General features: G+C 56.3%; 26 protein-coding genes. 15 read left to right on the forward strand and 11 right to left on the reverse strand.

Translation table 11 applies throughout. From position 1 onward, the window contains the following. Positions 1–169: 169 nt before the first annotated feature. From sctU to sctW, 11 genes are read right to left on the reverse strand one after another with little or no spacing between them, the layout of a single operon-like run. Positions 170–1,249 carry a type III secretion system export apparatus subunit SctU gene (sctU, locus tag DDT52_RS03930; RefSeq protein ID WP_136155190.1) on the reverse strand — a complete coding sequence of 360 codons (1,080 nt, stop codon included), beginning with the start codon at positions 1,247–1,249 and terminating at the stop codon, positions 170–172. A gap of 14 nt (positions 1,250–1,263) precedes the next feature. After that, complete coding sequence (gene sctT, locus DDT52_RS03935; protein ID WP_136155191.1) at positions 1,264–2,064, reverse strand: type III secretion system export apparatus subunit SctT; 801 nt, start codon at positions 2,062–2,064, stop codon at positions 1,264–1,266. Between the two features lie 9 nt (positions 2,065–2,073). After that, the gene (gene sctS / locus DDT52_RS03940) at positions 2,074–2,334 is read right to left on the reverse strand and encodes a type III secretion system export apparatus subunit SctS (RefSeq protein WP_136155192.1); all 261 of its coding nucleotides are present in this window, start codon (positions 2,332–2,334) and stop codon (positions 2,074–2,076) included. 8 nt (positions 2,335–2,342) lie between these two features. Then, positions 2,343–2,996: a type III secretion system export apparatus subunit SctR gene (sctR, locus tag DDT52_RS03945; protein WP_136155193.1), complete on the reverse strand. Its 654-nt coding sequence runs from the start codon at positions 2,994–2,996 to the stop codon at positions 2,343–2,345. Next, positions 2,993–4,069 (reverse strand): type III secretion system cytoplasmic ring protein SctQ, encoded by a 1,077-nt coding sequence (gene sctQ, locus DDT52_RS03950; protein ID WP_136155194.1) that lies wholly within the window; start codon positions 4,067–4,069, stop codon positions 2,993–2,995. The genes sctR and sctQ overlap by 4 nt, the downstream gene beginning before the upstream one ends. Then, a complete protein-coding gene (locus DDT52_RS03955; protein WP_136155195.1) occupies positions 4,066–4,590 on the reverse strand; it encodes a type III secretion system HrpP C-terminal domain-containing protein in 525 nt (174 codons plus the stop codon). The genes sctQ and DDT52_RS03955 overlap by 4 nt, the downstream gene beginning before the upstream one ends. Continuing rightward, on the reverse strand, positions 4,587–5,024 hold the full coding sequence (locus DDT52_RS03960) for a type III secretion protein (protein ID WP_136155196.1): 438 nt from the start codon (positions 5,022–5,024) through the stop codon (positions 4,587–4,589). The genes DDT52_RS03955 and DDT52_RS03960 overlap by 4 nt, the downstream gene beginning before the upstream one ends. Further along, positions 5,014–6,384: a type III secretion system ATPase SctN gene (gene sctN / locus DDT52_RS03965; RefSeq protein ID WP_136155197.1), complete on the reverse strand. Its 1,371-nt coding sequence runs from the start codon at positions 6,382–6,384 to the stop codon at positions 5,014–5,016. The genes DDT52_RS03960 and sctN overlap by 11 nt, the downstream gene beginning before the upstream one ends. Next, a complete protein-coding gene (locus DDT52_RS03970) occupies positions 6,385–7,329 on the reverse strand; it encodes an FHA domain-containing protein (protein WP_136155198.1) in 945 nt (314 codons plus the stop codon). Between the two features lie 9 nt (positions 7,330–7,338). Beyond that, entirely contained in the window at positions 7,339–9,441 is a 2,103-nt protein-coding gene (gene sctV / locus DDT52_RS03975) for a type III secretion system export apparatus subunit SctV (protein WP_136155199.1), read from the reverse strand. Beyond that, a complete protein-coding gene (gene sctW, locus DDT52_RS03980) occupies positions 9,438–10,586 on the reverse strand; it encodes a type III secretion system gatekeeper subunit SctW (protein ID WP_136155200.1) in 1,149 nt (382 codons plus the stop codon). The genes sctV and sctW overlap by 4 nt, the downstream gene beginning before the upstream one ends. Positions 10,587–10,883: 297 nt before the next feature. Here sctW and DDT52_RS03985 point away from each other — a divergent pair, with 297 nt between their 5' ends. From DDT52_RS03985 to DDT52_RS04055, 15 genes are all read left to right on the forward strand, one after another. Beyond that, complete coding sequence (locus DDT52_RS03985) at positions 10,884–11,429, forward strand: RNA polymerase sigma factor (RefSeq protein WP_247595471.1); 546 nt, start codon at positions 10,884–10,886, stop codon at positions 11,427–11,429. A gap of 145 nt (positions 11,430–11,574) precedes the next feature. Then, positions 11,575–13,044, forward strand: a complete 1,470-nt coding sequence (locus tag DDT52_RS03990) for a PAS domain-containing sensor histidine kinase (protein WP_136155201.1) — start codon at positions 11,575–11,577, stop codon at positions 13,042–13,044. A 32-nt stretch (positions 13,045–13,076) separates the two neighbouring features. Then, positions 13,077–13,718: a response regulator gene (locus tag DDT52_RS03995; RefSeq protein ID WP_136155202.1), complete on the forward strand. Its 642-nt coding sequence runs from the start codon at positions 13,077–13,079 to the stop codon at positions 13,716–13,718. 541 nt (positions 13,719–14,259) lie between these two features. Beyond that, positions 14,260–15,192 (forward strand): sigma 54-interacting transcriptional regulator, encoded by a 933-nt coding sequence (locus tag DDT52_RS04000; RefSeq protein ID WP_210732668.1) that lies wholly within the window; start codon positions 14,260–14,262, stop codon positions 15,190–15,192. Positions 15,193–15,409: 217 nt separating this feature from the next. Continuing rightward, positions 15,410–15,616 (forward strand): type III secretion system major pilin HrpA, encoded by a 207-nt coding sequence (locus DDT52_RS04005; protein ID WP_109054155.1) that lies wholly within the window; start codon positions 15,410–15,412, stop codon positions 15,614–15,616. A gap of 72 nt (positions 15,617–15,688) precedes the next feature. Beyond that, a complete protein-coding gene (locus tag DDT52_RS04010) occupies positions 15,689–16,045 on the forward strand; it encodes an EscI/YscI/HrpB family type III secretion system inner rod protein (protein ID WP_247595472.1) in 357 nt (118 codons plus the stop codon). A gap of 6 nt (positions 16,046–16,051) precedes the next feature. Next, the gene (gene sctJ / locus DDT52_RS04015; RefSeq protein ID WP_136155205.1) at positions 16,052–16,816 is read left to right on the forward strand and encodes a type III secretion system inner membrane ring lipoprotein SctJ; all 765 of its coding nucleotides are present in this window, start codon (positions 16,052–16,054) and stop codon (positions 16,814–16,816) included. Positions 16,817–16,835: 19 nt separating this feature from the next. Next, positions 16,836–17,474 carry a type III secretion protein gene (locus DDT52_RS04020; RefSeq protein ID WP_247595473.1) on the forward strand — a complete coding sequence of 213 codons (639 nt, stop codon included), beginning with the start codon at positions 16,836–16,838 and terminating at the stop codon, positions 17,472–17,474. Positions 17,475–17,483: 9 nt separating this feature from the next. Beyond that, positions 17,484–18,110, forward strand: a complete 627-nt coding sequence (gene sctL, locus DDT52_RS04025) for a type III secretion system stator protein SctL (protein WP_136155206.1) — start codon at positions 17,484–17,486, stop codon at positions 18,108–18,110. 58 nt (positions 18,111–18,168) lie between these two features. Continuing rightward, positions 18,169–18,393 carry a serine kinase gene (locus DDT52_RS04030; RefSeq protein ID WP_136155207.1) on the forward strand — a complete coding sequence of 75 codons (225 nt, stop codon included), beginning with the start codon at positions 18,169–18,171 and terminating at the stop codon, positions 18,391–18,393. Beyond that, entirely contained in the window at positions 18,380–18,814 is a 435-nt protein-coding gene (locus DDT52_RS04035; protein ID WP_136155208.1) for a type III secretion system chaperone, read from the forward strand. The genes DDT52_RS04030 and DDT52_RS04035 overlap by 14 nt, the downstream gene beginning before the upstream one ends. Continuing rightward, the gene (gene sctC / locus DDT52_RS04040; RefSeq protein WP_136155209.1) at positions 18,807–20,843 is read left to right on the forward strand and encodes a type III secretion system outer membrane ring subunit SctC; all 2,037 of its coding nucleotides are present in this window, start codon (positions 18,807–18,809) and stop codon (positions 20,841–20,843) included. Before DDT52_RS04035 ends, sctC begins: the two co-directional genes overlap by 8 nt. A gap of 98 nt (positions 20,844–20,941) precedes the next feature. Continuing rightward, positions 20,942–21,106: an HrpT family type III secretion system protein gene (hrpT, locus tag DDT52_RS04045; protein WP_136155280.1), complete on the forward strand. Its 165-nt coding sequence runs from the start codon at positions 20,942–20,944 to the stop codon at positions 21,104–21,106. Further along, the gene (locus DDT52_RS04050) at positions 21,099–21,461 is read left to right on the forward strand and encodes a type III secretion protein (protein ID WP_136155210.1); all 363 of its coding nucleotides are present in this window, start codon (positions 21,099–21,101) and stop codon (positions 21,459–21,461) included. The genes hrpT and DDT52_RS04050 overlap by 8 nt, the downstream gene beginning before the upstream one ends. Before the next feature lie 178 nt (positions 21,462–21,639). Then, positions 21,640–22,734 (forward strand): type III secretion protein HrpN, encoded by a 1,095-nt coding sequence (locus DDT52_RS04055; protein ID WP_136155211.1) that lies wholly within the window; start codon positions 21,640–21,642, stop codon positions 22,732–22,734. The last annotated feature ends 341 nt before the right edge of the window (positions 22,735–23,075 follow it).

A 23,075-nucleotide genomic window follows, 5' to 3' on the forward strand; every position in this document is an offset into this window, starting at 1 on the left:
GATACACGGGGCGAGGCGTCGTAATCGTTAATCTCATCCCTGTATTTTCCCTATAAAACGCGAAAGCGTTTTAAACGCCACATGTGGCGGCCCGTAGGGAGAGCCCCAAAAGGGGCGAGTAAAATCTAACTTTGTCAATGGTCTGATTAAGGTCTTGCATTTAACGCCGCTACTCCATCTCGATAATCTCATTTTTCGCATCATCTTCCAACTGGCGCAAAACGCGGTAAACCTGCGCCACGGCTTGCAGCGTTTCGCGTGGAATGTAATGACCTTCCGGCGTGCTGCGGTAAAGCGTTCGGGTCAGCCAGATAAAACGGACGATCGGGATATCGGCCTGTTGGGCCTGCGCAATAAATTGCCGCGCCTGTTTATTCTCGGCTTTACAGACGATGCGCGGTAAGGGCGTTTCTCCCGGTCGATAGTAAAGCGCCACCGCATAATGGGTGGGGTTGACCAACAGCAGATCGGCGTCTTCCACGCGTCCCTTCGGACGCGCCGACACCGGCTGGTTCAGCAACTCGTGCGCCATGGATTTTCGGTGGCCTTTCATGTGCGGGTCACCTTCAGAATTCTTGTGCTCGTTGCGTAAATCCTGATGGCTCATGCGCTGCTGTTTGAGGAAAAAGTATTTTTGCAGGCCGAAATCCATCACCGAGAGTACCAGCAGTGCAGTGAGCGTGGTGCGGGAGATCCGGGCCAACAGGGCTTTCACCCCTTGCCAGAATCCGTTCAGGTCGCCATAAGCCAATTCCACTAATGCTTCCAGCTCTGGCGCCACGACGTTATAAAACACGCTTCCGATGACGATAGCTTTCAGGATGTTGGTCAACATTTCTGTCAGCTTACGCATGGAGAACATCTGTTTGATGTGATTAATCGGATTCAATCGGTTCAGATCGAGCTTTAAGGCTTCGGTGGCAAATAACGGGCCATACTGAATCCAGCCGCCGACAATACGCAGCAACACGGCGATCGCCGCCGCCGTCAGGCAGAACAGCATCGCCAGCGTGGCGGCATCATGGAATATCTCTTTAACCGCCAGACCAAATGGCGCATCCAGCCGCCGCAACGGTAACTGTATCAATGCCTGTAACTTGCCCATGGTGCTGTCTGCCAGCGCCAGTACGCATTCGATCAGCCCCACGCAAATCAGCAGCTTGGGCACATCCTGACTTTGCCCGACTTCCCCTTTGCGCCGCGCATCTTCAAGCTTTTTCTCGGTGGGTTTTTCCGTTTTTTCACTCATCGATAATCGCTCGGTTAGTTTCCCGGTTGGTGAAAAATAAGGGGTAAAAGGTGCTTCAAATCCGGTAAGGCCAGTATTTTCTGCTCGCCCAGATAGTGCAGAACCGGCAGGTAAACAATAAAAAACGCCATGCCGACCAGACACTTGGCTGGAATGGATAAGATGAATACCTGTAACTGCGGGCTGTAGAGGCTGAGCAGTGAAATGCTGAATTCCAGCAACAGCAGCAGCGAAACCAGCGGACCGGCATAGATCACCAGATGGGTGAAGGTGTCAGCCAGCAGTTTCAGGTAAACCTCAAATCCGGGTTCGCCGGGGGCAGGTAGCCAGGCGAGCGCGGGCCACAGACGATAGCTGTCCCACAGCAGTTGAGTCAGCCCGGTAATGCCAAGGCTAATGATCAGCAGCAGGATAATCATTTGCTTGAGCAGATGGCCGATCGGCGTACTGTCCGACCCCAGCGCCGGGTTGAGCTGGCCGCCCATCAGCGCGCCGCGTTGGTTATCGAACAACGCGCCCACGGATTCGAACAGCCAGAACGGCATCGCCAGTATCAGGGCAATCAACAGTCCGACAATCACTTCCTTTAACAACAGCCCCGGCAACATTGGCCATGAAAGCGGCGTTTGCAGCAGTTGCTGCTGGATAACCGGCGCGGGTAAAAGCGTCAGGGCGATCACCACCGCATTGCGCAGCATGCCCTTCAGCACATTCAGCGAAAACGCCGGAACCAGAATAAAACACGGGTAAATACGCGCGATCCCAAGCGTGATGGCAATAATAAAATCATAGATATGCTGGATGGTGGCGATCATGCGCGCTCCTCAGACTCCGGTATGTTGAATCATGTTGAACGCGGAGATCGCCAACTGCATCAGTTCGACGCCAATCCAGCGGCCGGAGAGCGCCAGCGCGATTCCGACGGAAATCAGTTTGATGGCAAACGGCAGCGTTTGGTCCTGTAGCTGCATGACGGCCTGTAACAGCGAAATCAGGACGCCGACGGTCACGGCGACCAGCAGCGGCGGCGCGGACAGCAGTACCACCATCACCATGGCCTGTCGGAAAAGGGTAATAATTTCCATGGATGTCCTCACAGATAGCTGTAAAAAAGGCCGTCCAGCAAACGCGTCCAGCCGTTGACCAGCACAAACAGCAGCAGCTTCAGCGGCAGAGAAAGCGTCATCGGCGCGACCATCTGCATACCCAGCGCCAGCAGAACATTCGAGACGATCAGGTCGATGACGATGAACGGGATGTAGATCAGGAACCCTATTTTGAACCCCGCTTGCAGTTCGGATAGGACGAACGCCGGGATCACCAGCAGCAGGTTTTGTGTATTGACGTTCTCCGACAGCGAGGCAGGCCACATACGCAGGCTGTTTTCATGTAAATGGGTGAGAATATCCGGGTCGGTGTTATGCGCCATAAAGGTTTGCAGGGGCGTCAGCGCGTAGGTGGCGCTCTCCTGTAGCCCCGTGATGTCGGTCATATCCAGCGGTTTTTCCTGAACGCGTCTGGTGATGTCCTGAAAAACCGGGGCCATAACAAACAGGGTGGCGGCGAGGGCGATGCCGTACAACGCCATATTCGGCGGCACCTGCTGCACGCCGATGGCGTTACGCGTAATCAGCAGCACGATGGCGATCTTCAGAAAGCAGGTGCAAACAATCATCATGAGCGGGATTAGCGATAGCGCGCCTAAAAACAGCGCGAACATCAACGGATCGAATCCTCCGGAAGTCATTGTGCCGACTCCTTCAGCGCCGCCGCCGTGTCCAGCCCCGTCAGCCGCCGGGTGATCTGCAAGCCCAACTTTCCTTCCACATCAACCAGCTCGCCCTGCGCCAGCGGCAAGTCGCCGTGATAGAGCCACGCTTCACCGGGCACGATGTGGTTTAACGTCAATACCGCGCCGTGGGTCAATCTTTGTAACGTCGGCAGCGTCACGCTGACGTCGCCGCAGCGGATATGCAGCGTGATCGGCAGCAAGGGCAGCGGCGCAATTGAAGCGTCGTTTTCAGATGCATTTTCAGTGACGTTGTCACTGGTAATAACAGGATTTTCTGGTGTCGGAGCATCAAAGGCGGTGTTCACGGGAGCGTTCTCCATGTCAGTGACCGTAAAGTGGTAAGGGGCCAGTCCATTCAGTTGCAGCATGCCGTGCAAACGCCACGGGGGCAGCATCAGCGTCCCCTGACCTAAAGGTGAAAAATAGGGATGGCTCGGCAGAATCAGATCGCCAGCGCGAATATGCCGCAGCGCATCTGAGGTCAGAACGACCTCAGCCAGAATCAGCGGGGCGGTGAGCGTGAATGGCGGCGGGAGGGCGGTATAGGCGTACTGCCAGCCTGCGCGAGAAAGCAGCGCCAGCCAGGTGGTCGCGGACGCGGCCATCAGGCTGCGAACGCGGATACCGCCCCAGCTGACGGTCAGCCAGGCGGTGACCGCATCGCGGTATGCCACGGGGGCGATCCCCGGTTGAATCTCTCCCATCATGGCGTGTATTGCCGGGCTAAGCGACTGATTATAGAGCGTCCAATACCATGCATGAGACGGCGCGGCGGCGTTATCGATCGGCAACAGCGGGCAGTCGGCCAGCAGACTTAACACCGGTGAAGGATCGGAAAGCGCGAATGCGCCATGATCGCAGCGCCAGTCGCTGGTTGTCTCGCGCGGTTGGCCCTCAGCCAAATGCAAATGCAGCGTACCGGCCTGATGTTCGCGGGAAAAAGGCAGCGTCGCGCCCGCGGCCAGTTGCCGCCTGACGCCGGCCTGCCCGGCGCTCATGGCGGGCAGCGTTAGCGGCCGAATAGTCATCGGCAGGATTCCCTGACGTCGAAATTCAGATTAACCGGACAGCCCAACGCATCGGACAGGGCGCGACGACATGATTCCCGGCGATCTTTTAAGCCCAGATAGCTTTCCCGGCTGAACCGCAACGAGATATCCCAGCCGCGCGGCGCCAACGTCGCCAGCCGGGCATCAATATCCCCCAACTGCGGGAGTTGCAGGCTGAATGAAAACGGCGGATAGCCGATGTTATCCAGCGCCTCCAGCAGTTCACACTGCAAGGGCGGCCACGGCGACGGCGTCACATATCGGGCGCTGTCGCCGTGATCTTTGGGTATGGCGGGGGTAAAAGGCGTCAGGCCGGCGAGCGGTAAATGGTTCGGCGCTTCCTGCTGTACCGCCTGCTCAAAACCGTCGGAAAACGTAAAGGCCTCCCAAAAATTACCGTGAAGGCCGTCATCGGGCAGCCGGGCGGATTTACCCCGTTGGGCGCTAAAAAGCGCCTGGGGCGCCGTGGTTTCGGGTGAAGAGGTCAGTCGATTGTTCATGGGCTCTCCTGAGGTAGCGTTAGCAGAAATTCCAGTTTCTCGACGGCTTTCTGACACCGGCGCGTCGTCTGCCGGGCGGTCTCAACCTGTTGCTGCTGGTCGCGATGTTGTTGCAGACTTGCCTCATGCTGCCGGGTTTCCGTTTCCAGGGCGTGCAGCAGCCGCTGTTCGTCCGCCAGCCGTTTTTTCAGATTGTCCAGCGACTGTTGACGCCCCTGTACCTGATGGGTAAATGCGGATCGCTGTCGCTGGCAATCCTGCTGCAACGCCGCCAGCTGTCGCTGATGCGCCAGAGACTGGTTTTCAATTCGGGTCAACGTCAGCGTTTCCTGCCTCAACTGTCGTTCGCTGCGGCTGAGGCGTTGGCGGCGTATTGGCAACAGCAGATTGAGCGTGGTCTGCAACTCGTTGGGTTCGCTGCGGTCATGAGGCATAGGCGCTGACTCCGGTTAACTGCTGCTGGATGTCGTCATACGGCATGGGATCGCGCATCGACTGGCGCAGAAATCGGATGATTTCCGGGTGGGCGTTGACCGCCGCATCGGTCAGGGCATCGTGACCGGGCTGATATTCTCCCAGCCGAATCAGCATTTCGACCTGCTTGTAGGCGGCCATCAGGCGGCGGATCGCGTTGGCATGTTGCTGATGGGTTGGAGCCACGACATTGTTCATGGTTCGGCTCAGGCTGGCCAGCACATCGATTGCCGGATAATGCCCCTGTTCCGCCAGTCGTCGGGTGAGCACGATGTGGCCGTCAATCAGCGAACGAACTTCATCAGCCACCGGATCGTTCATTGAGTCCTGCTCAATCAGCACGGAATAGAGCGCCGTGATGGCGCCGTCCCGCGTTTGCCCGGCTCGTTCCACCAGCCGGGGCAGCAGGGTATAAACCGAGGGCGGCAGCCCGCCGCGTCCCTGCGGTTCGCCGAGGGCCAGACCAATTTCACGCTGGGCGCGGGCAAAGCGGGTCAGCGAATCGATAATCAGCAGCACCTGTTTCCCGGCGGCGCGGTATGCTTCGGCGATGGCGGTGGCCGTGAAGGCGGCGCGCGCGCGCTCCATGCTGCTGCGGTCAGATGTGGAACAAACCAGTACGGTGCGGCGGCGCAATGCGTCATCCAGCTCATGGTCGAGAAATTCACGAAGTTCGCGACCTCGCTCGCCGATCAGACCAAAAACAATGGCGTCACAGGGGGTATTACGCGCCAGTTCCGCCAGTAAGGTGGTTTTCCCACAGCCTGCGCCCGCAAAAATGCCAACGCGCTGGCCCTGACCGATCGTCAGCAAACCATCCACGGCCCGTAATCCGGTAGGCAGGGGCGCGCTGATCCGTGGACGCGCCGTCGGCGGCGGCGCATCGCCCAACACCGGCATGGTGTTATCGTGCCAGGTGCCGGGCTCGACGAATGCGCTTTTCCCGCCGTCTTCCAGCGCCCGGCCAAAGCCGTCCAGGACGCTGCCAAACAGCGCGTCGGAAACCTGAATGCAGTGCGGCTGATACAAGGGCGTCACAATCGCGCCCTGTGCGATACCATCCAGTGCCCCCAGCGCGGATAAAAACGTGTTATCCGGGCTGAAACCCACGACCTCCGCCATCATCTGGCTGCCGTCTTTGCGGGCGATGAGACACAGATCGCCAATGCGCGCCTGCGGTAAACCGCACTCCAGCAGGATGCCGCTGACGGCCAGCACGCGTCCTTTCAGCTCGACCGGCGCGTAGCTGGATAAATGGCGCTGCTGTTGCCGAACCCAACCGGCGATCAGTGGAAAGGGCGTGATTGTTTGTGTTTGCATTTACCAATTCACCTTTATCTGCTGTTTGCCGCTGAATTCGATTTGATGTTCGTCAATGCTCACCAGACGCAGACTGTCGATTTCATCCCCGACAAAAAAACGCCGGCCGTCGGCGGTGACCACATTGGCGCGCGATCCGCCGGTGACCTGCACAATCTGAAACGGCAATTGTTCCGTTTTCAGCTGGGTGCGGTTATCAATGGTTAACGCGGTTCTATAACGTTGGTGGAGTTGGACGAGCATCCGTTCCAGTTTTTTTTGTGCGTCAGGCGTTAACTGTCCCGTCAGGGTGATGCGATCGTGGTTGTTGGCGGCCAGTTTCACCACCTCGCCCAGTTCGCGCTCCCGCAACATGGTGCGCAGCACGCTATCCAACTGTGACAGGGAGCCAAGGGTGAGGCGGGTATCCTGTGGCGAGGGAGCGGAAGGCATCGCGACGCTTTCCTGCAATTGCCAACTGCCGATCATCACGAGCAGCAGCAGACTGAGCAGCAGATAACAGCCCTTTGCCCATAGCGGTAAACGCGTGGAGGACGGGGAATGCGGCGCGGGGAGCGTCTCCGGGACAGCGGACTCTACCGGCGCATCTGCCGTTTCTGTATCGGTTGATAGCGCAGGCGCGTCTTCATCCGGCCAGGGGGTATCGGCGGCAACGACGCAAAGCCAGATTTGACCAACGGCAAAAGGGGTGCCGGGCGGCAAGGCGTCAACCTCGGCGACGGCGTGTCCTTCCGCATTACACAGCGGGCCTTCCAGCGCGCAGAGGGTCCAGATCCTATCCGCCGTATCCGACCGGCTCATTTTCAGTTGGCAGTGATATGATCTGATCCCCGGATCGTAAAGCACCAGATCGGCATCGTCCGCGGCGCCCACCAGCCAGGATGAACCGCTCAAGGGCAGCACGGCACCGCGATGTAAACCTGTCAGCACGCGTAACTCAAACATATTTTTTTCCTATGCGCTAAAGGGATCGTTGGTCTGGTACAAATCAAGCCGTCCGATGACGCTGATCGACAGATTGGATTCCAGCTCGGTGAATGACAGCACCGGGACATGGTGGAATTCGTCTTGCAACAGCGTCCGCAAAGGGCTGCGGAGATCCTGCGCGACCAGTACCAGTCCGGAGGACGATGAAAAAGGAGGAAACGCCAGCCTGAGTTGTTCCAGCAGCGTGGCGGCATAGTCCTGAGCCAGTGCGAAGAACGTTTCATTTTGCGTTTGGCGCAGCGAGTCACGCAGCAGTTCTTCACTTTCCGGCGTCAGCAGCCAGACGCGCAGGCTGTTTTGCTGGCTGTACTGGTGACAGATTTGTGATTTCAGCGCCAGCCGCACGTAATCGGTCAACACATGAATATCCCGTTCATGCTGGCCCACTTCGATCAGCGCTTCGGCAATCGGACGCACGGAGCGTAACGGAACGCGTTCGGACGCCAGCCGTTGCAATACGCTGGCAAAACGCGAGAGCGGCATGATCCGCTGTAACTCCTGCGCCAGCTCGGGCTGTTCGCTCTCCAGCCAGGTCAGAATGGATTTGGTTTCCTGTAGACCAATGAACTGCGCGCCGGTGCGGTGAATGGCGTGTTCCATACGGGTAAGAATGAGCTGCTCCGCCGACCAACAGACCGGTTCATCTTGCTGTAGCGCCCGATGAGTCTGCGGCAGCCACAGCCAGTGATGCTCTTCCCGCAACGTTGGGCCCGGTTCATGTTCGCTCTGCGTTTGCTCGTCGGCCGATGCAATCGCGACGGCCAGTCGATCGGCGGCGAATGTGGCTCTGACGTAGGGAATTTCATATACGCAGAATTGAAATTCGTCTTCCGCCAGCCGTTCACTGAAATCAATATCAAATGATGGCAGCGTGAAGCCAAACTGATAGACCAGCCGGTTACGCAGACGGCGAATATTCTGGATCAGGGAGAGCGTGGCGGGTTTCCCCTGCCAGACGGGATGAAAAAGCAGCAGGTAGGCGCGGGTGGGATTGAAACGCCGCAAGTCCTGATAGCCATTTTGTTCCGCAGGCAGATTGTCGGCTTCCAACTGGCTTTCGTTCAGCAAACCCTGTTGCTTGATGCGCCAGAGTTGAAACAGACCGCTGCCCAGCGAGGCGAGGCTGATCATAATAAACACCGTGGTCGGCATACCGGGCAACAGAGCAAAGCCGAACATCCCGATGGCGGAGATAATCCAGGCCTTGGGTTGGCTGGTCAGCTGCTCGGCGATTTCCCGGCCGATATTGGCGTCAACCTGCTGTCCGTCTGCCGAAACCCGGGTGATGATCATCCCGGCAGTTAAAGAGATCAGCAGCGCGGGGATTTGGGCAATCAGTCCGTCGCCGATGGTGAGCACCGAATAGACATGCACCGCATCCGACGCCGCCATATTGTGTTGCAGAACGCCGATGGCAAAACCGCCGATCATGTTGATAAACACAATCACCAGCGAAGCAATGGCATCGCCTTTGACAAATTTCATCGCCCCGTCCATGGCGCCGAACAGCTGGCTTTCCTTGGCCAGATTTTCACGCCGTTGGCGCGCCTGATGGGCTTCAATCAGTCCGGCCCGCAGATCGCTGTCGATAGACATCTGTTTTCCGGGCATGGCGTCGAGCGTAAAACGCGCGGCTACCTCCGCCACCCGCTCGGAACCCTTGGTAATCACCAGAAAATTCACCACGGTCAGAATCAGGAAGATCACCAGCCCTACCGCCAGATTGCCGCCGACCACGAAGTTACCGAATGCTTCCACGATGTGTCCGCCATCCTGTTGCAGCAGAATCTGACGCGTAGTGGAAATGGACAACGCCAGCCGGAACATGGTGGTTAACAGCAGTACCGCAGGGAAGGTCGAGAAGGCCAGCGGTTTGGGCAGATACATCGCCAGCACGATCAACAGAGAAGAAATACAGATGTTGAAGGCGATCAGTACGTCAATCAACCCCGTCGGCAGCGGAATAATCATCATGAACACAATCGACATGACGATAATGGCGCCCACCACTTCAGAGCGTTGCATCGCGCTTAGGGCAATGCGGTTTAGCCAGACGATCAGCAGATTCATGCCGTCCCCTTATCAGGCGAACGCGCCGCCTGATGTTTTTCATATTGCGCCAGATCGCCAATCAGTCCGCGGATTAGCTGAAGCGCGGTTTGCCGGTTTTTGGCATCGCGCCACAGCGGCTGGGGCAATCCGCTGACCAGCGGTAACAGCGCATTGAAAAACAGCGTTTGATGTTGCGACTGCGTACCCGCCACTTCCCGCCCGAGATTATGCAGATCGCGGGCATAGGCGCCGTTGGCGCTCAGCCCGATTAACCGGCGGGTTAACTCAACCGCGCCCAGCGTAAACGCGGGGACTTTCGTCTTCAGATGGTCGAGCATCGTCTGACTGGATGACAGCGTATGGCTAAGGTGTCTGGAGTCATGGAGATTGTTGAGCATTTTGCTTAATACCGGTTTGGAAATCGACGGCGCCATCGAGGCGATATCCGCCGCCAGCGCGCGCTGCAACGTTCTCAAACCGACCGAAAAGGAGGCGGCGTCAAAACGTTCGAGCAAGGCATCGAGCAGGGCGCTGGCCGATTGTTGCTGCACAATTTTCTGATAATAGAGCTCCCGCATGGCCTGCTTCTGTTCGGGCTGGGTGCTGAACAGTGAAATCGCGGCAGCCGTATTCAACCCCGCCCGGACTTCAGGGCCTTTTCCCTCATGCAGCCGTTGCAGCGCCTGCTCGGCGGCGGTCGCCACCTCCGGCGCGTGTTGTGCCGACTGGCTGTGCAGATGTCGCAGCAGGATGTCGCCGCGTGCCGGATCATTCCCCGCCGCGAGCAGAATGTCGTTTAGCGACGGCGCAGGCGTACTCAGCAGCAGGCCGCGCATACGATCAAGCTGTTGATCCAGCGTGCTTTGTGATGGATTTTCCAGCATCCGGAACAGTTCGGTCAGTTTTTCAATTCGTTCAACGTTGGCGGTGGTTCGCGTTTCCGGCTGAGCGATATGGCGGCGATTCAGCGATTTACTTCTACGCTCGGCCTGTTCACCGAATGCCATGGCGATCTCTTCCATTGACGTCGAGAGGGCGGCGCCGGCAGGCTCATGATGCGGCACGGTTTTGTGAGAAGCTGATGCGGCGACAGGGTCATCATCCATGGTGACGGGAGGCGCTACTGGCGTATTGGCAGGCGTAACGCCTGGGATTTTGATCATGGTGGTGTCCTGCGTAAATCAACAAAGTGTTGTTGTGTGGCAGGATGGCGCCGTGGGTTCCACATATCGCGTCGTTTGACGAACGTGCGAAATAAAACAAATGGTATAAATGAAATACCATTTTAATTATTGCAATAACTTGCAAAATCACGGATTTTTTCTGGCAAAGAATGGCGTAAAAATGAATGCTGTTAAATTTAAATCGTTTTAAATCAATGAAATAAAATTCATTTCGAACTGGCACATCACTTGCTCTACCGTTCGCGCCAATAGGGGCAAATCAACGGAGAGTAAGAAATGGATATGTTCAACCTGACGCCCGCCGAACACCTCAACGCAACCTACCCGGTAACACCTGTCGACTGGGAACAGGTGTTCCGGCAACATGGACAGAAATTGCGCAATTTCATCCGCAAGCGTGTCAGCAATCATGATGATGTCGAGGATTTACAGCAAATGACCTATCTGGAAGTGCTTAAGCACAAAGACAAATTTGCGGGCGCGTCCCGTCCGGAAACCTGGGTGTTCGGCATCGCCCTCAATCTGGTGCGTAACTATTTCAAACAGGCCCGGTTGCGTTCCAATGAAATGGGGGATGAATTGCTGGAGCATATTGCGGTGGATGCCGATCCCAGCATTATCACAGAGAGTCAACGGGCGCTGAAGCGAGCGATTGACGCCATGGCGCACTTATCGGATGACACCAGCCAGATGCTGTTGCAACTTCTTGATTCGGATGCCAGCTATCAGGATCTGGCGCAGCAGTTGAATATTCCGATTGGCACCGTCCGTTCCCGATTGTCGCGCGCCCGGGGCATGATTCGTCAGGCGGTGGATGCCTGATCGTCTCCCCAAGACAGATAAAAGCGTGAATCCAGCGATATCAATGTATCGTCGCGGTTTTTTTTCTGTCCATACTCCTGTGAAGTTCGGAACACCCGCACGGCAACTGCCGTGCGGGTGAGTTAATTCAGCAAGGAGATGGCCCATGATGTTTACCCAATCTTTTCGATCGGATTCCCAAAAGCAGGTCCCCAAGCTTGAACTGGTGGACTTCGCGTTCAGCCGAATTAAGGACGCGATTTATATCGTCGATGAGGAGGAGCGCTTTTGCTATGCCAATAAAGCGGCTTGCCAGATATTAGGCTACAGCACGGCGGAGTTTATGCGGCTCAGCGTGGCGGATATTGATCCCCAATGGTCCGACCGGCGGTTGCAGACTTCGTGGTGGCTGGAATATGAATCCGACATGGGCATTACCTTCGAGGCACAACATAAGACCCGGAATGGGATGACTATTCCGGTGGAAGTCAATTTGACGCATTTCAGACATAAAGGACGTGGCTACAGTATGTGTGTAGTAAGAGACATCAGGGAACGTAAACATATTGAACAACTGGCTCATGCACGGGAGCAGGAGTTTCGTGCGTTGGTTGAAAATACGCCGGATCTGATTCTTCGCTTTGATCCGCAAATGAACTGCCTGTATGCCAATCCCGCGACCCTCAATCATCTGGATTTTACCATCGAGCAGCTGCGTGGCCGGATGATTACCGAACTGATGCCGGGAGCGGGATGCGCGGTACGAATGGAACAGTTGGTTAAACAGGTGGTGGATACACACAGCCGCGTGGAAGGCGAGCTGATAGAGGAGCAGGGCAAGGGGGACCACCGGCATCAGTCGATTAACCACATTCGCTGCGTCCCCGAATTTGACCAATATGGTGAGCTGGTGTCCATTCTTACCGTCGGACGTGATATTACCGCCATACGCTATGCGGAGAAAAAGCTGGAAGCTTCGCATATGCAATTGCGGCTACTGGCGCGCCAGCGGGAGATTTCCCGTGAAGAGGAACGCAAACATATTGCGCAGGAAATTCATGATGAACTCGGGCAGCATCTCACTACGATCCGCATGAGCCTGTCGCTGATGCGCATGCGTTTTGCCAAAGAAAACCCGATGATGCAGGAACAATTGCAGAATCTGATGCAGCTGGCGGATCAAACCATTCAGGTCGTACGCAATGTGTCTACCCGGCTGAGACCCAATGTGCTGAACATGGGATTGACGCCGGCGCTGGAATGGTTGTGTGACGAATTCAACCGGCACTATAAAGTGAACTGTCAGCTGAAAACGGCGGGACCCCGGGTGGTGCTTACCGATGAAAGCGCCACGGCGGCGTTTCGCGTGGCGCAGGAGTCGCTTACCAACGTGGCGCGTTACGCCGAAGCCTCGCAGGTCTGGGTGACGCTGGATAATCAGGGGAGTCAGGTGGTGATCCGCATTCAGGATAACGGCAAAGGATTTGATGTCGGTATCAACAGTCAAAATGCGTTTGGCCTGATGAGCATGAAAGAACGCGGCCGTATGCTGGGAGGGAAAGTCATCATCGAGAGTAAGCCAGGGGCCGGTACGCAGGTGCAGCTTACGTTCCCCAGGGATGGCGATGTTCGCTGAAGTGGAAAAAACAGGCAAAAGAGGAATGAGCAATGTGCAAACAGATACGTTTAATGATCGCGGATGACCACGTCATCATGCGTGAGGGGCTCAAGCAAATTTTTGCATTGGATGACACGCTGAGCGTGGTCGCAGAGGCTGGAAACGGAACGGAGGTGTTGAGTCAACTGCGCAGTCATGCCATTGATGTTCTGCTATTGGACATGAGTATGCCGGGGATCAGCGGAGAGGCGCTGATACTGCGTATTGTCGCGCAGTATCCCCAATTGCCGATTCTGGTGCTCAGCATGTACAGCGAGGCGCAAATCGCGCAGCACGCGTTGAAGAGCGGAGCCAGAGGTTATATCACCAAAGACAAAGATCCGGAGGCGCTGCTGTCCGCGATCCGTCGTGTGGCCCAGGGAGCCCGGTATATCGACCATACCATCGCGGAACAGCTGGTTTTTTCCCACTGTGGCGAATCTGTCCGTGATGAACACGAGATCCTGACGCCGCGCGAGCGGCAGATCATGATGATGTTCGCACAGGGAATGGGCATCAACACCATTGCCAACGAACTGGTCATCAGTAATAAAACGGTCAGCACCCACAAGGCCCGGCTGATGGAGAAAATGCAGTTCAGCACCAATGCGGAAATTGTCAGGTATGTGCTCAGTAAAGGGCTGATAGCGTAAAGATATTGAATTTATCCTTTCCGGAAAGGGGCGGCAGTGCGCTAATGCCGATCGTTTAAGCGAACAGCATCAGCCGCATCAGCGGCCCTTTTCCCTCCGAAGCCGCAGGCTAAAGCATGGCCTGTCCTTGTCGGCGCGTCGTCATAACGTCTTATTGTTCAGTCCTGATGCAGTGTTTGCTACGCCTGTCATTTTCATATTCTGAAAAACATTTTACGATTTATTTTACCTATCATTACGATATCATTTAACGAATGAAATTTTAATTAATTGTTTTTGATGTGTTTTATTTTTTATTGGTCAGATTTTCCCTACAAGACTCTCCGCAATTCCTACTTGATGTTCAGCGATGGCTGATGGTTTCATTGTTAATTAACAGTAATGTTTGTCAGCATGCCATTACCACTAAGCCGGGACGAGGGAAGCACCCGGCATCGTAGGGACAGGATGGCAAAACCATAAGCAGCTTACGGAAGGTATATACCCGGCCGATGACACGTCGGCGAGTATAAAATTAGCCCGGATGGGCGCAGGAGCAGGCATGATTCAGGAATATTTCCACTCGATATCAGGAGTTACCCCCACTTTTACTGACGATATTCATGCAACGCTATCCCCCCTTATCAATGTGGTTGCGCCGCTGAATGTCGATATCGTGTTAGAGGGAGAAACCGGTACGGGAAAAGATACGCTGGCGCATCGTATTCATCAGCTTTCAAAATGCAGTGGTCCATTAGTGGCGGTGAACTGCGCCGCCATTCCCGAAACGTTGGCGGAGAGCGAACTGTTTGGCGTGGTGTCGGGCGCGTATACCGGCGCCAGTCGTTCCCGGGCGGGGTATCTGGAAAGCGCGGACAAAGGCATCCTTTTTCTGGATGAAATTGACAGTATGCCGATGACGCTACAGGCGAAAATGCTGCGCGTGCTGGAAAGCCGGGGCGTCAAGAGGCTGGGCAGCACCCAGTTTACCCCCGTGGAGATGCGGGTCATTGTGGCGACGCAGACGCCGCTGCTGCAACTGGTGGAGAGCGGGTTATTTCGGCGCGATCTCTATTTCCGGCTGGATACCGTTAAAATACAGTTGCCGACTTTGCGTTCGCGTAGTGATTTGATTCTTCCCTTGTTTCAGCGTTTTAGCGAGGAGGCGGCGGAACGTCTGAAAATGCCTGCGCCGCGCGTTTCGGCAGAGATCCATGAACGGCTGGTGACGCATTCCTGGCCGGGGAATATTCGTGAACTGAAAGCGGCGGCTGAACGCTGGGTGTTGGGGCTTTCCCCGTTAGCCACGGCGCCAGTCACGCGGCACCAGCCCTTGCAGCTCAAAGATCGTTTAAAACAGATTGAAAAATATCTGATTCAGGATGCGCTGCAACGGCACGATCACTGTATTGACGATGTGGTCAGCGAACTGGGGATCCCCAAACGCACGCTATACCATCGCCTTAAGGTATTGAATGTGATGAAACGGATTTGAGACGTTGCGGCGACCCGAAGGCTGACGGGCAGGGATTTGCCCGTTATAAAAAAACGCTGTCGCATTTTTCAACGTCGCTTGTAACGGCCCGTCATAAAAAATTTCGCATGGCGTGGAACTCATTACATGCCTTTCTCTACTTAATGAATGAACAAGATGACTGTAGGTACAGCATGACAGTTCAATATCATAAACTTTCATTATTTGGAGATACATCATGGCCTTAGGACTTTCTCAGATTGCATCGCAGAACGCCTCTCAAACGCTGGACAGCGCTATGGCTGGTTCATTAACCCGTGCAGCAGACGCACAGGCGCAGAAAATTGCGCTGGATACCGAAAACTCCATTCTGGATGGTCAGATGGATTCTGCCTCTAAGTCACTGAACTCCGGACAGAAAGCGGCAAAAGCTATTCAGTTCTGATGATCATCATGCAACCGGGGGGAATGATTCCCCGGTTTCTCTCTTGTTCGCTCCTCGATGGAATTCACTACCATGAAAATTACCCATGTGAATGAGATAGCCTCATCAGGCGGTCAGGTTGGTGACGATCGGCTTTTCGCCAACAGTCAGGATGTGTCCTGGTTCAGCGCGGCGCTTGAATCCAAACCGGCAGCGCCGGCCGCCGACAATAGCCAGTGGCTCGGTGCGTTGGCGGAAAAATCGCAAGGGCTGGGTTCGGTATTCAAAACGGCGGAGCGTGAAGTCAGTCAGTCGATGCGCTCCAACGATCCGAAAGATGTTCTGGATGCCACCCGGACATTGTCTTCTTTCTATCTTGAAAGTCTGCTCAGCGCCAAACTGGTGGCGAAAAGCGTGCAGAGTCTGGAAAAACTCACCAACTTACAGTAGCGGCCTATGAAAATGCACAAGCGAGCGATATTTCTGTTGTTGGCGCTACTGCTCACCGGCTGTGAAAAACCGATTGAGCTGAACCGGGGCCTGTCGGAAAACGACGCTAATGAAACGATCGCCACGCTCGGACGTTATCAGATTGCCGCCGAGAAGCGGGTGGATAAAACGGGGGTGACGCTGGTGATCGAGGCCAGGGACATGGAAAGAGCGGTCAATATTCTTAACGCCGCCGGTCTGCCGCGTCAGTCACGGACCAATCTGGGCGAGGTTTTCCAGAAGAGCGGCGTGATCTCTACGCCGCTGGAAGAGCGCGCCCGCTATATTTATGCCCTGTCGCAGGAAGTGGAAGCGACGCTGACGCAGATTGATGGCGTACTGGTTGCCCGCGTTCATGTGGTATTGCCGGAGCGGATTGCGCCCGGTGAACCGGTGCAGCCTGCATCTGCCGCCGTGTTCATCAAATATCGTGCGGAACTGGAGCCAGACAGCATGGAGCCGCGCATTCGTCGTATGGTGGCCAGCAGCATTCCCGGGCTATCGGGAAAAAGTGATAAGGAGCTGGCTATCGTTTTCGTCCCGGCGGAGCCTTATCAGGATACGGTGCCGGTAGTGACGCTGGGGCCATTCACGCTGACGCCGGATGAAATGCAGCGCTGGCAATGGAGCGCCGCGCTGTTCGGCATCATGTTGATGGGACTGCTGGGATGGCGGGTAGGTCAGCCGCATATTCAGCAGTGGCGACAGAAGCGGGGAGAAGCTCGGCAGTGATAAACCTTACGGGTAAATCATGCGTGCTGTGAATAACAACGATCGTCATACAAACAACCATAGCGAGACCAACATGCACACGGAAGTAACACGCCTCGACTGGCTGACGTGGTGGGCGAGTGGCTGCGTATTGCAATCCGATCCCAGTTGGAAAAGCGAAGCCATTTTCCCTGTGGAGCGGCAAAAAGCGCGGGCGTTTATGCATGCCAACATTCCGCTGCTGAGCCGGCATTTCGATTTGCCGATGCAATTGCCGCCGGAACCGGTGGTTTCCCTGATGCAGATTGGGGCGCTCAGTGCGTTTCAGCGCGAACAAATTCTGAATCTGATCGCGGCGGCGTGCCAGCCGCAGGCGCCATCCTCAGTGTTGACCGGCGAACAGATTACCTGGTGTCGGCGGCTGGCGAAAGCGCTGCGTCCGGGGCTGTGGTTATCGGAACACGTCGCGTTTACTGACGGATACGCCGACGCCCTGACCCTATTGCGGGTTCGCTATGGTGAAATCTGTTGGCCGCGTTTGCGGCTGCTGTTTCCTCAATCCTGGGTGACGCGCTGCCGTAAACCGGAGTATGCATTGCCTGCCGGACGATTAAATACGCTATGTGACGCGCTGGTCTGGAAGGCGGCTGCCGTCGCGCAGGATGGACCGATGTCATAAGGAGTGATGATGTTAGCCAAAAGAATGTTTGCCGCTTTACCCGGTGCGACGAGCGATGAAACGGTGATTATCCCGGCGGCGCGGGTTGCGGAACATCAGCGCAGCCGCACGCTATGGGACGATGCCAATGCGCGAGCGGCGAAACTTTTGCAGCAGGCGCGCGAACAGGCGCAGGAAGAAACCCGGCGCGCGCGGGAACAGGCGGAGGCCCGTTTCTGGCAGCAGGCCGACAGTCTGTTACAAGGCATCGCCCGCGATCGGGAAAATCTTGAGCAGGTTCTGGTGACGCAGGCGGCTCAATTATTGCGTGACGCGCTGAGTCGTTTACTGGACGAGGTGCCCGCTCAGGAGCGGCATGGCGCGCTGTTAAAACAGCTGTTGAAACAGCAACAGAACGACGTCAAAGGGACGTTGTACTGCCATCCCGCCCGGTTGGCGGCGGTGGATGGCTGGCTGAAGGCGCATTCTCATCTGGAGTGGCGCCTGGCCAGTGACGAGTCGCTGGAAGAGGACGCCATGAAACTGATCACTGCCCATGGCGTGATGTCGCTCAACTGGCAGCGGGCCATTGCACAACTGCTGCCGCCGGACGTTCCCGCGTCGCCCGGCGCCCATGAATCTTTGATTCGGAAATAATGGAACTGCTACCGAGGGTTGACCACTCAACATCAGGTCAACCACAGGAGAGTTCAGTATGTCCATCAATCCTACCCAGCGTCGTTTGGACGCCCATCTGATCAACGCGCAGCAAAAGCTGGACGACATCGCGCTGAATGTTGCAGACAGCGGCGCCAGTCAGGCAGACAGCTATGCCTTTTTTGAGGCCAGCATGAACTATTCCAACGCCAGTTGGGCGGCGGGACAACTGTTGAGCGTCAGGCACGGTTTGGCGAAGGCCATCATCAATGACTTCAACTGATTTAACCATCGTACTGGAAAACTGGCTGAATAGCGGCGTCGCGGTGCTGCGGCTGGAAATTGATAAAGGCGCGGTCGCATTGGTACGGCATTCGTGCGGGGTTGCCTGCCGTGCCGCGATCCCGCTCTCCGTTTCCCTTGATGAGCACATGCTGGAGCAGGCGTTGCAACTGGCCGAAGCCGCGCGTCACCAGTTTCATGATGAAACCGCCATGCTGTCGATGTCCCCGCAGGATGAGCAACTGTGGCTATGGATGCGGCACGAACCCGATGACGCCTTTCGGCTGTGCAGAAGCCTGGAAACGCTTCTGAATCAACGCGATGCCTGGCTAGGGTTGCTGGCTCCCTCGCTCAGAACCGCCGCGGCGGCACCATTGAGTTTGAATACGCTGGTTTTTTTGCAAGGAGAACAGCATGCGTAAGGCGTTATATGGCGTTTTACTGATGTTATACCGTTGGTTTTGCTGGTCGCTGGTCCTGATCGGCATGATCCCGCTGGCGCACGCCGCTACGCCGTCAGCGTGGAACAAAGGGGCCTATGCCTATTCCGCCGAACAGACGCCGCTGTCTACCATTCTGACGGATTTCGCCAATAGTCACGGCGTGGATCTGATGCTGGGAAACATTGCCGACAATGACGTTACGGCCAAAATCCGCGCCGATACGCCGGTCGCTTTCCTCGATCGGCTGGCGCTGGAACACCGTTTCCAATGGTTTGTATACAACAATGCGCTGTATGTCAGTCCGCAGGACGAACAGGGGTCGGTTCGTCTGGAAATATCGGAACAGGCCGCGCCGGACCTGAAACAGGCGCTCAGCGGTATTGGTTTGCTGGATCCGCGTTTTGGCTGGGGCGAGTTGCCGGAAGAGGGCGTCGTTCTGGTGACCGGGCCGCAGGCCTATATCGATTTAATCCGCAATTTCAGCCAGCAGCGGGAGAAAAAAGAAGAACGTCGCAAGGTAATGATATTTCCACTGCGCTATGCCTCGGTATCCGACCGGACGTTGCAATATCGCGATCAGCGCGTGGTGATCCCCGGCGTGGCGACCATTCTTAACGAACTGATGGACGGCCAGCGCAGCGCTCCCGTTGGCGCATCCGGTCCGGTGTCGGCACAGCCGGACACGGGAATGGACATGATGCGTGAAAGCACCCGGGCGATGATGGTCAAACTGGCGACGCGCAATAATCCTGAACGTAGCGCAGAGGAAGGCGGCCGGCAGTCGCTGAGCGGAAAAATATCGGCCGATGTCCGCAATAATGCCCTGTTAATCCGTGATGACGAGAAGAGACGCGCCGAATATCAGCAGTTGGTTGAGCACATCGATGTGCCACAAAATCTGGTGAATATTGATGCCATCATTCTGGATGTCGATCGTTCTGCGCTGTCGCGTCTGGAAGCGAACTGGCAGGGACAATTGGGGAACGTCAGCGCTGGCAGCACCATGATGATGGGACGCAGCACCCTGTTTGTCAGTGATTTCAAACGGTTCTTTGCCGATATTCAGGCGCTGGAAGGCGCCGGAACCGCATCGATTGTCGCCAACCCCTCCGTACTGACACTGGAAAATCAGCCCGCTATTGTGGATTTCAGCCGCACCGCGTTCATCACCGCCACCGGCGAACGGGTGGCCGAGATCCAGCCGGTGACCGCCGGCACCAGTTTGCAGGTTACGCCGCGCGTCGTGGGGCAAGGCGCGCAGCGCAGTATCCAGTTGGTCATTGATATTGAAGATGGTCAGGTTGAAACCGCCAGTGACGGCGCAGCCTCTGGCGTGAAGCGCGGCACGGTCAGCACGCAGGCGCTGATTGGCGAGAACCGGGCATTGGTTCTGGGGGGATTTCATGTCGAGGAGAGCGGCGATCGCGATCGCCGCATTCCGATATTGGGGGATATCCCGATACTGGGGAAACTGTTTACCTCAACGCGCCATGAAGTTTCCCGGCGTGAGCGGCTGTTTATTTTAACGCCGCATCTGATCGGCGATCAGACCGATCCCACCCGCTATGTGTCCGCCGAAAACCGGCATCAGTTGAACGGCGTCATGAACCGCGTCGCACAGCGCAATGGCAAGACCGATTTATACAGTCTGGTCGAAAATGCGTTGCGCGACCTGGCCAGTCAGCAGTTTCCCGCCGGATTTCAGCAGGAGGGCCGGGGTACGCGGCTGAGCGAGGTCTGCCGTTCCCAGCCGGGGCTGGTGTATGACAGCGGCCGGAATCAGTGGTATGGCAATAGTCAGGTGAAACTGAGCGTTGGCGTGGTGCGCAATAGCGGCACGCTTCCCCGGCGCGTGGATGAGGCCGCCTGTGCCGGCAATCGGACGCTGGCTGTCGCGATATGGCCGAAAACCCTGTTGGCGCCGGGAGAGTCCAGCGAAGTCTTTCTGGCGCTGCAACCTTTCGCCGCAGTGCAGCCTGCCCGGCGTTCCCTGCTGTCGGCGCAATAATCCGGAGAAACCTTATGTGGAAAAAAGCGATGAGTAACCGATCTCCCGGCACAAAACCGCGTCATAAAAAAAATAACGGACACAAATACCTGTTACCCATGTTGGCGGTGCTGCTGAGCGCCTGCTCGGCGCCTCACCCGGTCGCGAACTGCACGTCGGTAACGTGTCGCCCGCAGCCTGACGCTCGTCAACTCGTTATCTGGTGGTCCCCCGATCTGCGCAGCGGTCCTGCGGATTTCAGCCGGGTGAGTGTTGATGACTGAGCGTGCGGAGGTTTTCTCCCGTCAGCAGGATTTTATTGCCGCAATCGCGCATCTGCCGGCGGGGCTTTGGCGGGTTAATGATGACGCCACGTTTTATTTCCAGCGCCTTTCTGCGCGATCTCAGACTCCGGATGTGCTGTTGTGCCTGACGTTGATGCCGGGTAGACGTTATTCCGGCGGGATACGCCAGGTTTTGCAACAGCGCTTTCAGCAGGCGGAAGCGCTGGGAGAGTGTTATCTGAGTATGGATGCGCGGCAGAGGCTGATATTACGCCGCACCTTACCGATATCAGCGGCGCAGCATCCACAGGCTGTCGCCGATCTGCTTCGGCTGGCGGGGCTGCCGCCGGCGTAATGGCGGTAATTCCGGTAACGGGAAAGCGAGTGGCGATAAGCGTTTTTCAGTCAAAGGGAAGGGAACTGAACCGGCCGCAGAATCACTTAAATGGGGAGCGCCAATCTCATGCAGGCCGTCCTAATCGGCAAACAGGATGGCGCTGTTCACAAACCCATTTTATTGTTGAGGAAATATTATGCTTAATTCTCTTGGTGGCAGTACCTCATTGCAAATTACGATCAAAGCAGGCGGGAGCAACAGCTTGCTACAGACAACGAACAACCTTTCACAGCGTAACGCCGTTCAAAACAATTCATCACAAAATCAAGTTAGCAACCAACTGAATAACATCGTGGAACAACTGTCTGATTTGATGACATCAATGCTGTTCATGGGAAGCCTGCTGAACGGCGGCGGCTCGAGTAGTGGTCTGGGAGGATTGGGTAACGCGCTGACGGGCGGTCTGGGCAACCTGGGCAGTAATTTGGGCAGCGCGCTGGGTGGCGGACTGGCGAGTGGTTTGGGCGGGGCATTGGGCGGCGGTTTAGGTAACGCATTGGGGGCCGGCATGAATGCCATGAATCCAACGGCGGTGCTGGGTAATTTGTTGTTCAGTGCGTTGGATGATCTGCTGGGCAGCGGCGCGTCGCAAAACCAAAACGGTCTGAGCGGCTTGTTCGGTCAGAATCAGCCTACCTCCCCGGAAATTTCCGCTTATACCCAGGGCGTCAAGGATGCGCTGACTGCCATCACCGGCAACGGTTTGAGCCAGTCATTAGGCAACCAAACGCCGTTACAGTTAGGCGGCAATGGCTTGCAGGGGTTGAGCGGCGCCGGCGCATTTAACCAGCTTGGCAGTACGCTGGGCCTGAGCGTCGGGCAGAAGGCCGGCCTACAGGAGCTGAATAATATCAGCACGCACAATGACAGTCCGACCCGCTATTTTGTCGATAAAGAAGATCGGGCGATGGCAAAAGAAATTGGTCAGTTCATGGATCAATATCCTGAAGTGTTCGGGAAGCCTGAGTACCAGAAAGACGGTTGGTCAACGGCGAAGCAGGATGACAAATCGTGGGCGAAGGCGCTCAGCAAGCCGGATGATGATGGCATGACCAAAAGCAGCATGGATCAATTCCTGAGAGCGGTCGGCATGGTCAAGAGCGCCGTGGCGGGTGATAGCGGCAATAGCAACCTGCATGCCCGTGGCAATGGCGGCGCATCGCTGGGAATCGATGCCGCCATGATCGGTGATCGAATCGTTAACATGGGGCTGGAAAAGCTGGCCGCGTAAAAGATGATTAGCCTCGACCAATAACACAAACAGGGCGTATGCCCTGTTTGTGTTTGAGGACACAGCGTCTGACATTACCAGAATATTTCACTGGTTTTGTCTTTTCCGGCGTAAAAAATTGTGCTGAGGTGGGCGTGACCGCCGGGTGAGCCGCAGGGACGCGGCGAAAGCCAGTGCCGCGTCTGGAACGCGTCACTGGCGGCCCGAACAGCGGTCGCGAACGCCGAAGATGCCGCGTAGCGGCACAATTTCCGCCAAAAGCCAGAGGTCAAGGAGCAGCGGCGATTGAGCGCTCCTTGTCGGGCGTGCTCTGGTGTCACAGAGAAAGCCGTGGTTCAACA

Source organism: Brenneria roseae subsp. roseae (assembly GCF_003115845.1).
Taxonomy (GTDB): Bacteria; Pseudomonadota; Gammaproteobacteria; order Enterobacterales; family Enterobacteriaceae; genus Brenneria; species Brenneria roseae.

Bases quoted from the DNA above. Each gene is read 5' to 3' on its own strand.
- sctU (WP_136155190.1), bottom strand. From the start codon at position 1,249: ATGAGTGAAAAAACGGAAAAACCCACCGAGAAAAAGCTTGAAGATGCG.
- sctT (WP_136155191.1), bottom strand. From the start codon at position 2,064: ATGATCGCCACCATCCAGCATATCTATGATTTTATTATTGCCATCACG.
- sctS (WP_136155192.1), bottom strand. From the start codon at position 2,334: ATGGAAATTATTACCCTTTTCCGACAGGCCATGGTGATGGTGGTACTG.
- sctR (WP_136155193.1), bottom strand. From the start codon at position 2,996: ATGACTTCCGGAGGATTCGATCCGTTGATGTTCGCGCTGTTTTTAGGC.
- sctQ (WP_136155194.1), bottom strand. From the start codon at position 4,069: ATGACTATTCGGCCGCTAACGCTGCCCGCCATGAGCGCCGGGCAGGCC.
- DDT52_RS03955 (WP_136155195.1), bottom strand. From the start codon at position 4,590: ATGAACAATCGACTGACCTCTTCACCCGAAACCACGGCGCCCCAGGCG.
- DDT52_RS03960 (WP_136155196.1), bottom strand. From the start codon at position 5,024: ATGCCTCATGACCGCAGCGAACCCAACGAGTTGCAGACCACGCTCAAT.
- sctN (WP_136155197.1), bottom strand. From the start codon at position 6,384: ATGCAAACACAAACAATCACGCCCTTTCCACTGATCGCCGGTTGGGTT.
- DDT52_RS03970 (WP_136155198.1), bottom strand. From the start codon at position 7,329: ATGTTTGAGTTACGCGTGCTGACAGGTTTACATCGCGGTGCCGTGCTG.
- sctV (WP_136155199.1), bottom strand. From the start codon at position 9,441: ATGAATCTGCTGATCGTCTGGCTAAACCGCATTGCCCTAAGCGCGATG.
- sctW (WP_136155200.1), bottom strand. From the start codon at position 10,586: ATGATCAAAATCCCAGGCGTTACGCCTGCCAATACGCCAGTAGCGCCT.
- DDT52_RS03985 (WP_247595471.1), top strand. From the start codon at position 10,884: ATGGATATGTTCAACCTGACGCCCGCCGAACACCTCAACGCAACCTAC.
- DDT52_RS03990 (WP_136155201.1), top strand. From the start codon at position 11,575: ATGATGTTTACCCAATCTTTTCGATCGGATTCCCAAAAGCAGGTCCCC.
- DDT52_RS03995 (WP_136155202.1), top strand. From the start codon at position 13,077: ATGTGCAAACAGATACGTTTAATGATCGCGGATGACCACGTCATCATG.
- DDT52_RS04000 (WP_210732668.1), top strand. From the start codon at position 14,260: ATGATTCAGGAATATTTCCACTCGATATCAGGAGTTACCCCCACTTTT.
- DDT52_RS04005 (WP_109054155.1), top strand. From the start codon at position 15,410: ATGGCCTTAGGACTTTCTCAGATTGCATCGCAGAACGCCTCTCAAACG.
- DDT52_RS04010 (WP_247595472.1), top strand. From the start codon at position 15,689: ATGAAAATTACCCATGTGAATGAGATAGCCTCATCAGGCGGTCAGGTT.
- sctJ (WP_136155205.1), top strand. From the start codon at position 16,052: ATGAAAATGCACAAGCGAGCGATATTTCTGTTGTTGGCGCTACTGCTC.
- DDT52_RS04020 (WP_247595473.1), top strand. From the start codon at position 16,836: ATGCGTGCTGTGAATAACAACGATCGTCATACAAACAACCATAGCGAG.
- sctL (WP_136155206.1), top strand. From the start codon at position 17,484: ATGTTAGCCAAAAGAATGTTTGCCGCTTTACCCGGTGCGACGAGCGAT.
- DDT52_RS04030 (WP_136155207.1), top strand. From the start codon at position 18,169: ATGTCCATCAATCCTACCCAGCGTCGTTTGGACGCCCATCTGATCAAC.
- DDT52_RS04035 (WP_136155208.1), top strand. From the start codon at position 18,380: ATGACTTCAACTGATTTAACCATCGTACTGGAAAACTGGCTGAATAGC.
- sctC (WP_136155209.1), top strand. From the start codon at position 18,807: ATGCGTAAGGCGTTATATGGCGTTTTACTGATGTTATACCGTTGGTTT.
- hrpT (WP_136155280.1), top strand. From the start codon at position 20,942: ATGTTGGCGGTGCTGCTGAGCGCCTGCTCGGCGCCTCACCCGGTCGCG.
- DDT52_RS04050 (WP_136155210.1), top strand. From the start codon at position 21,099: ATGACTGAGCGTGCGGAGGTTTTCTCCCGTCAGCAGGATTTTATTGCC.
- DDT52_RS04055 (WP_136155211.1), top strand. From the start codon at position 21,640: ATGCTTAATTCTCTTGGTGGCAGTACCTCATTGCAAATTACGATCAAA.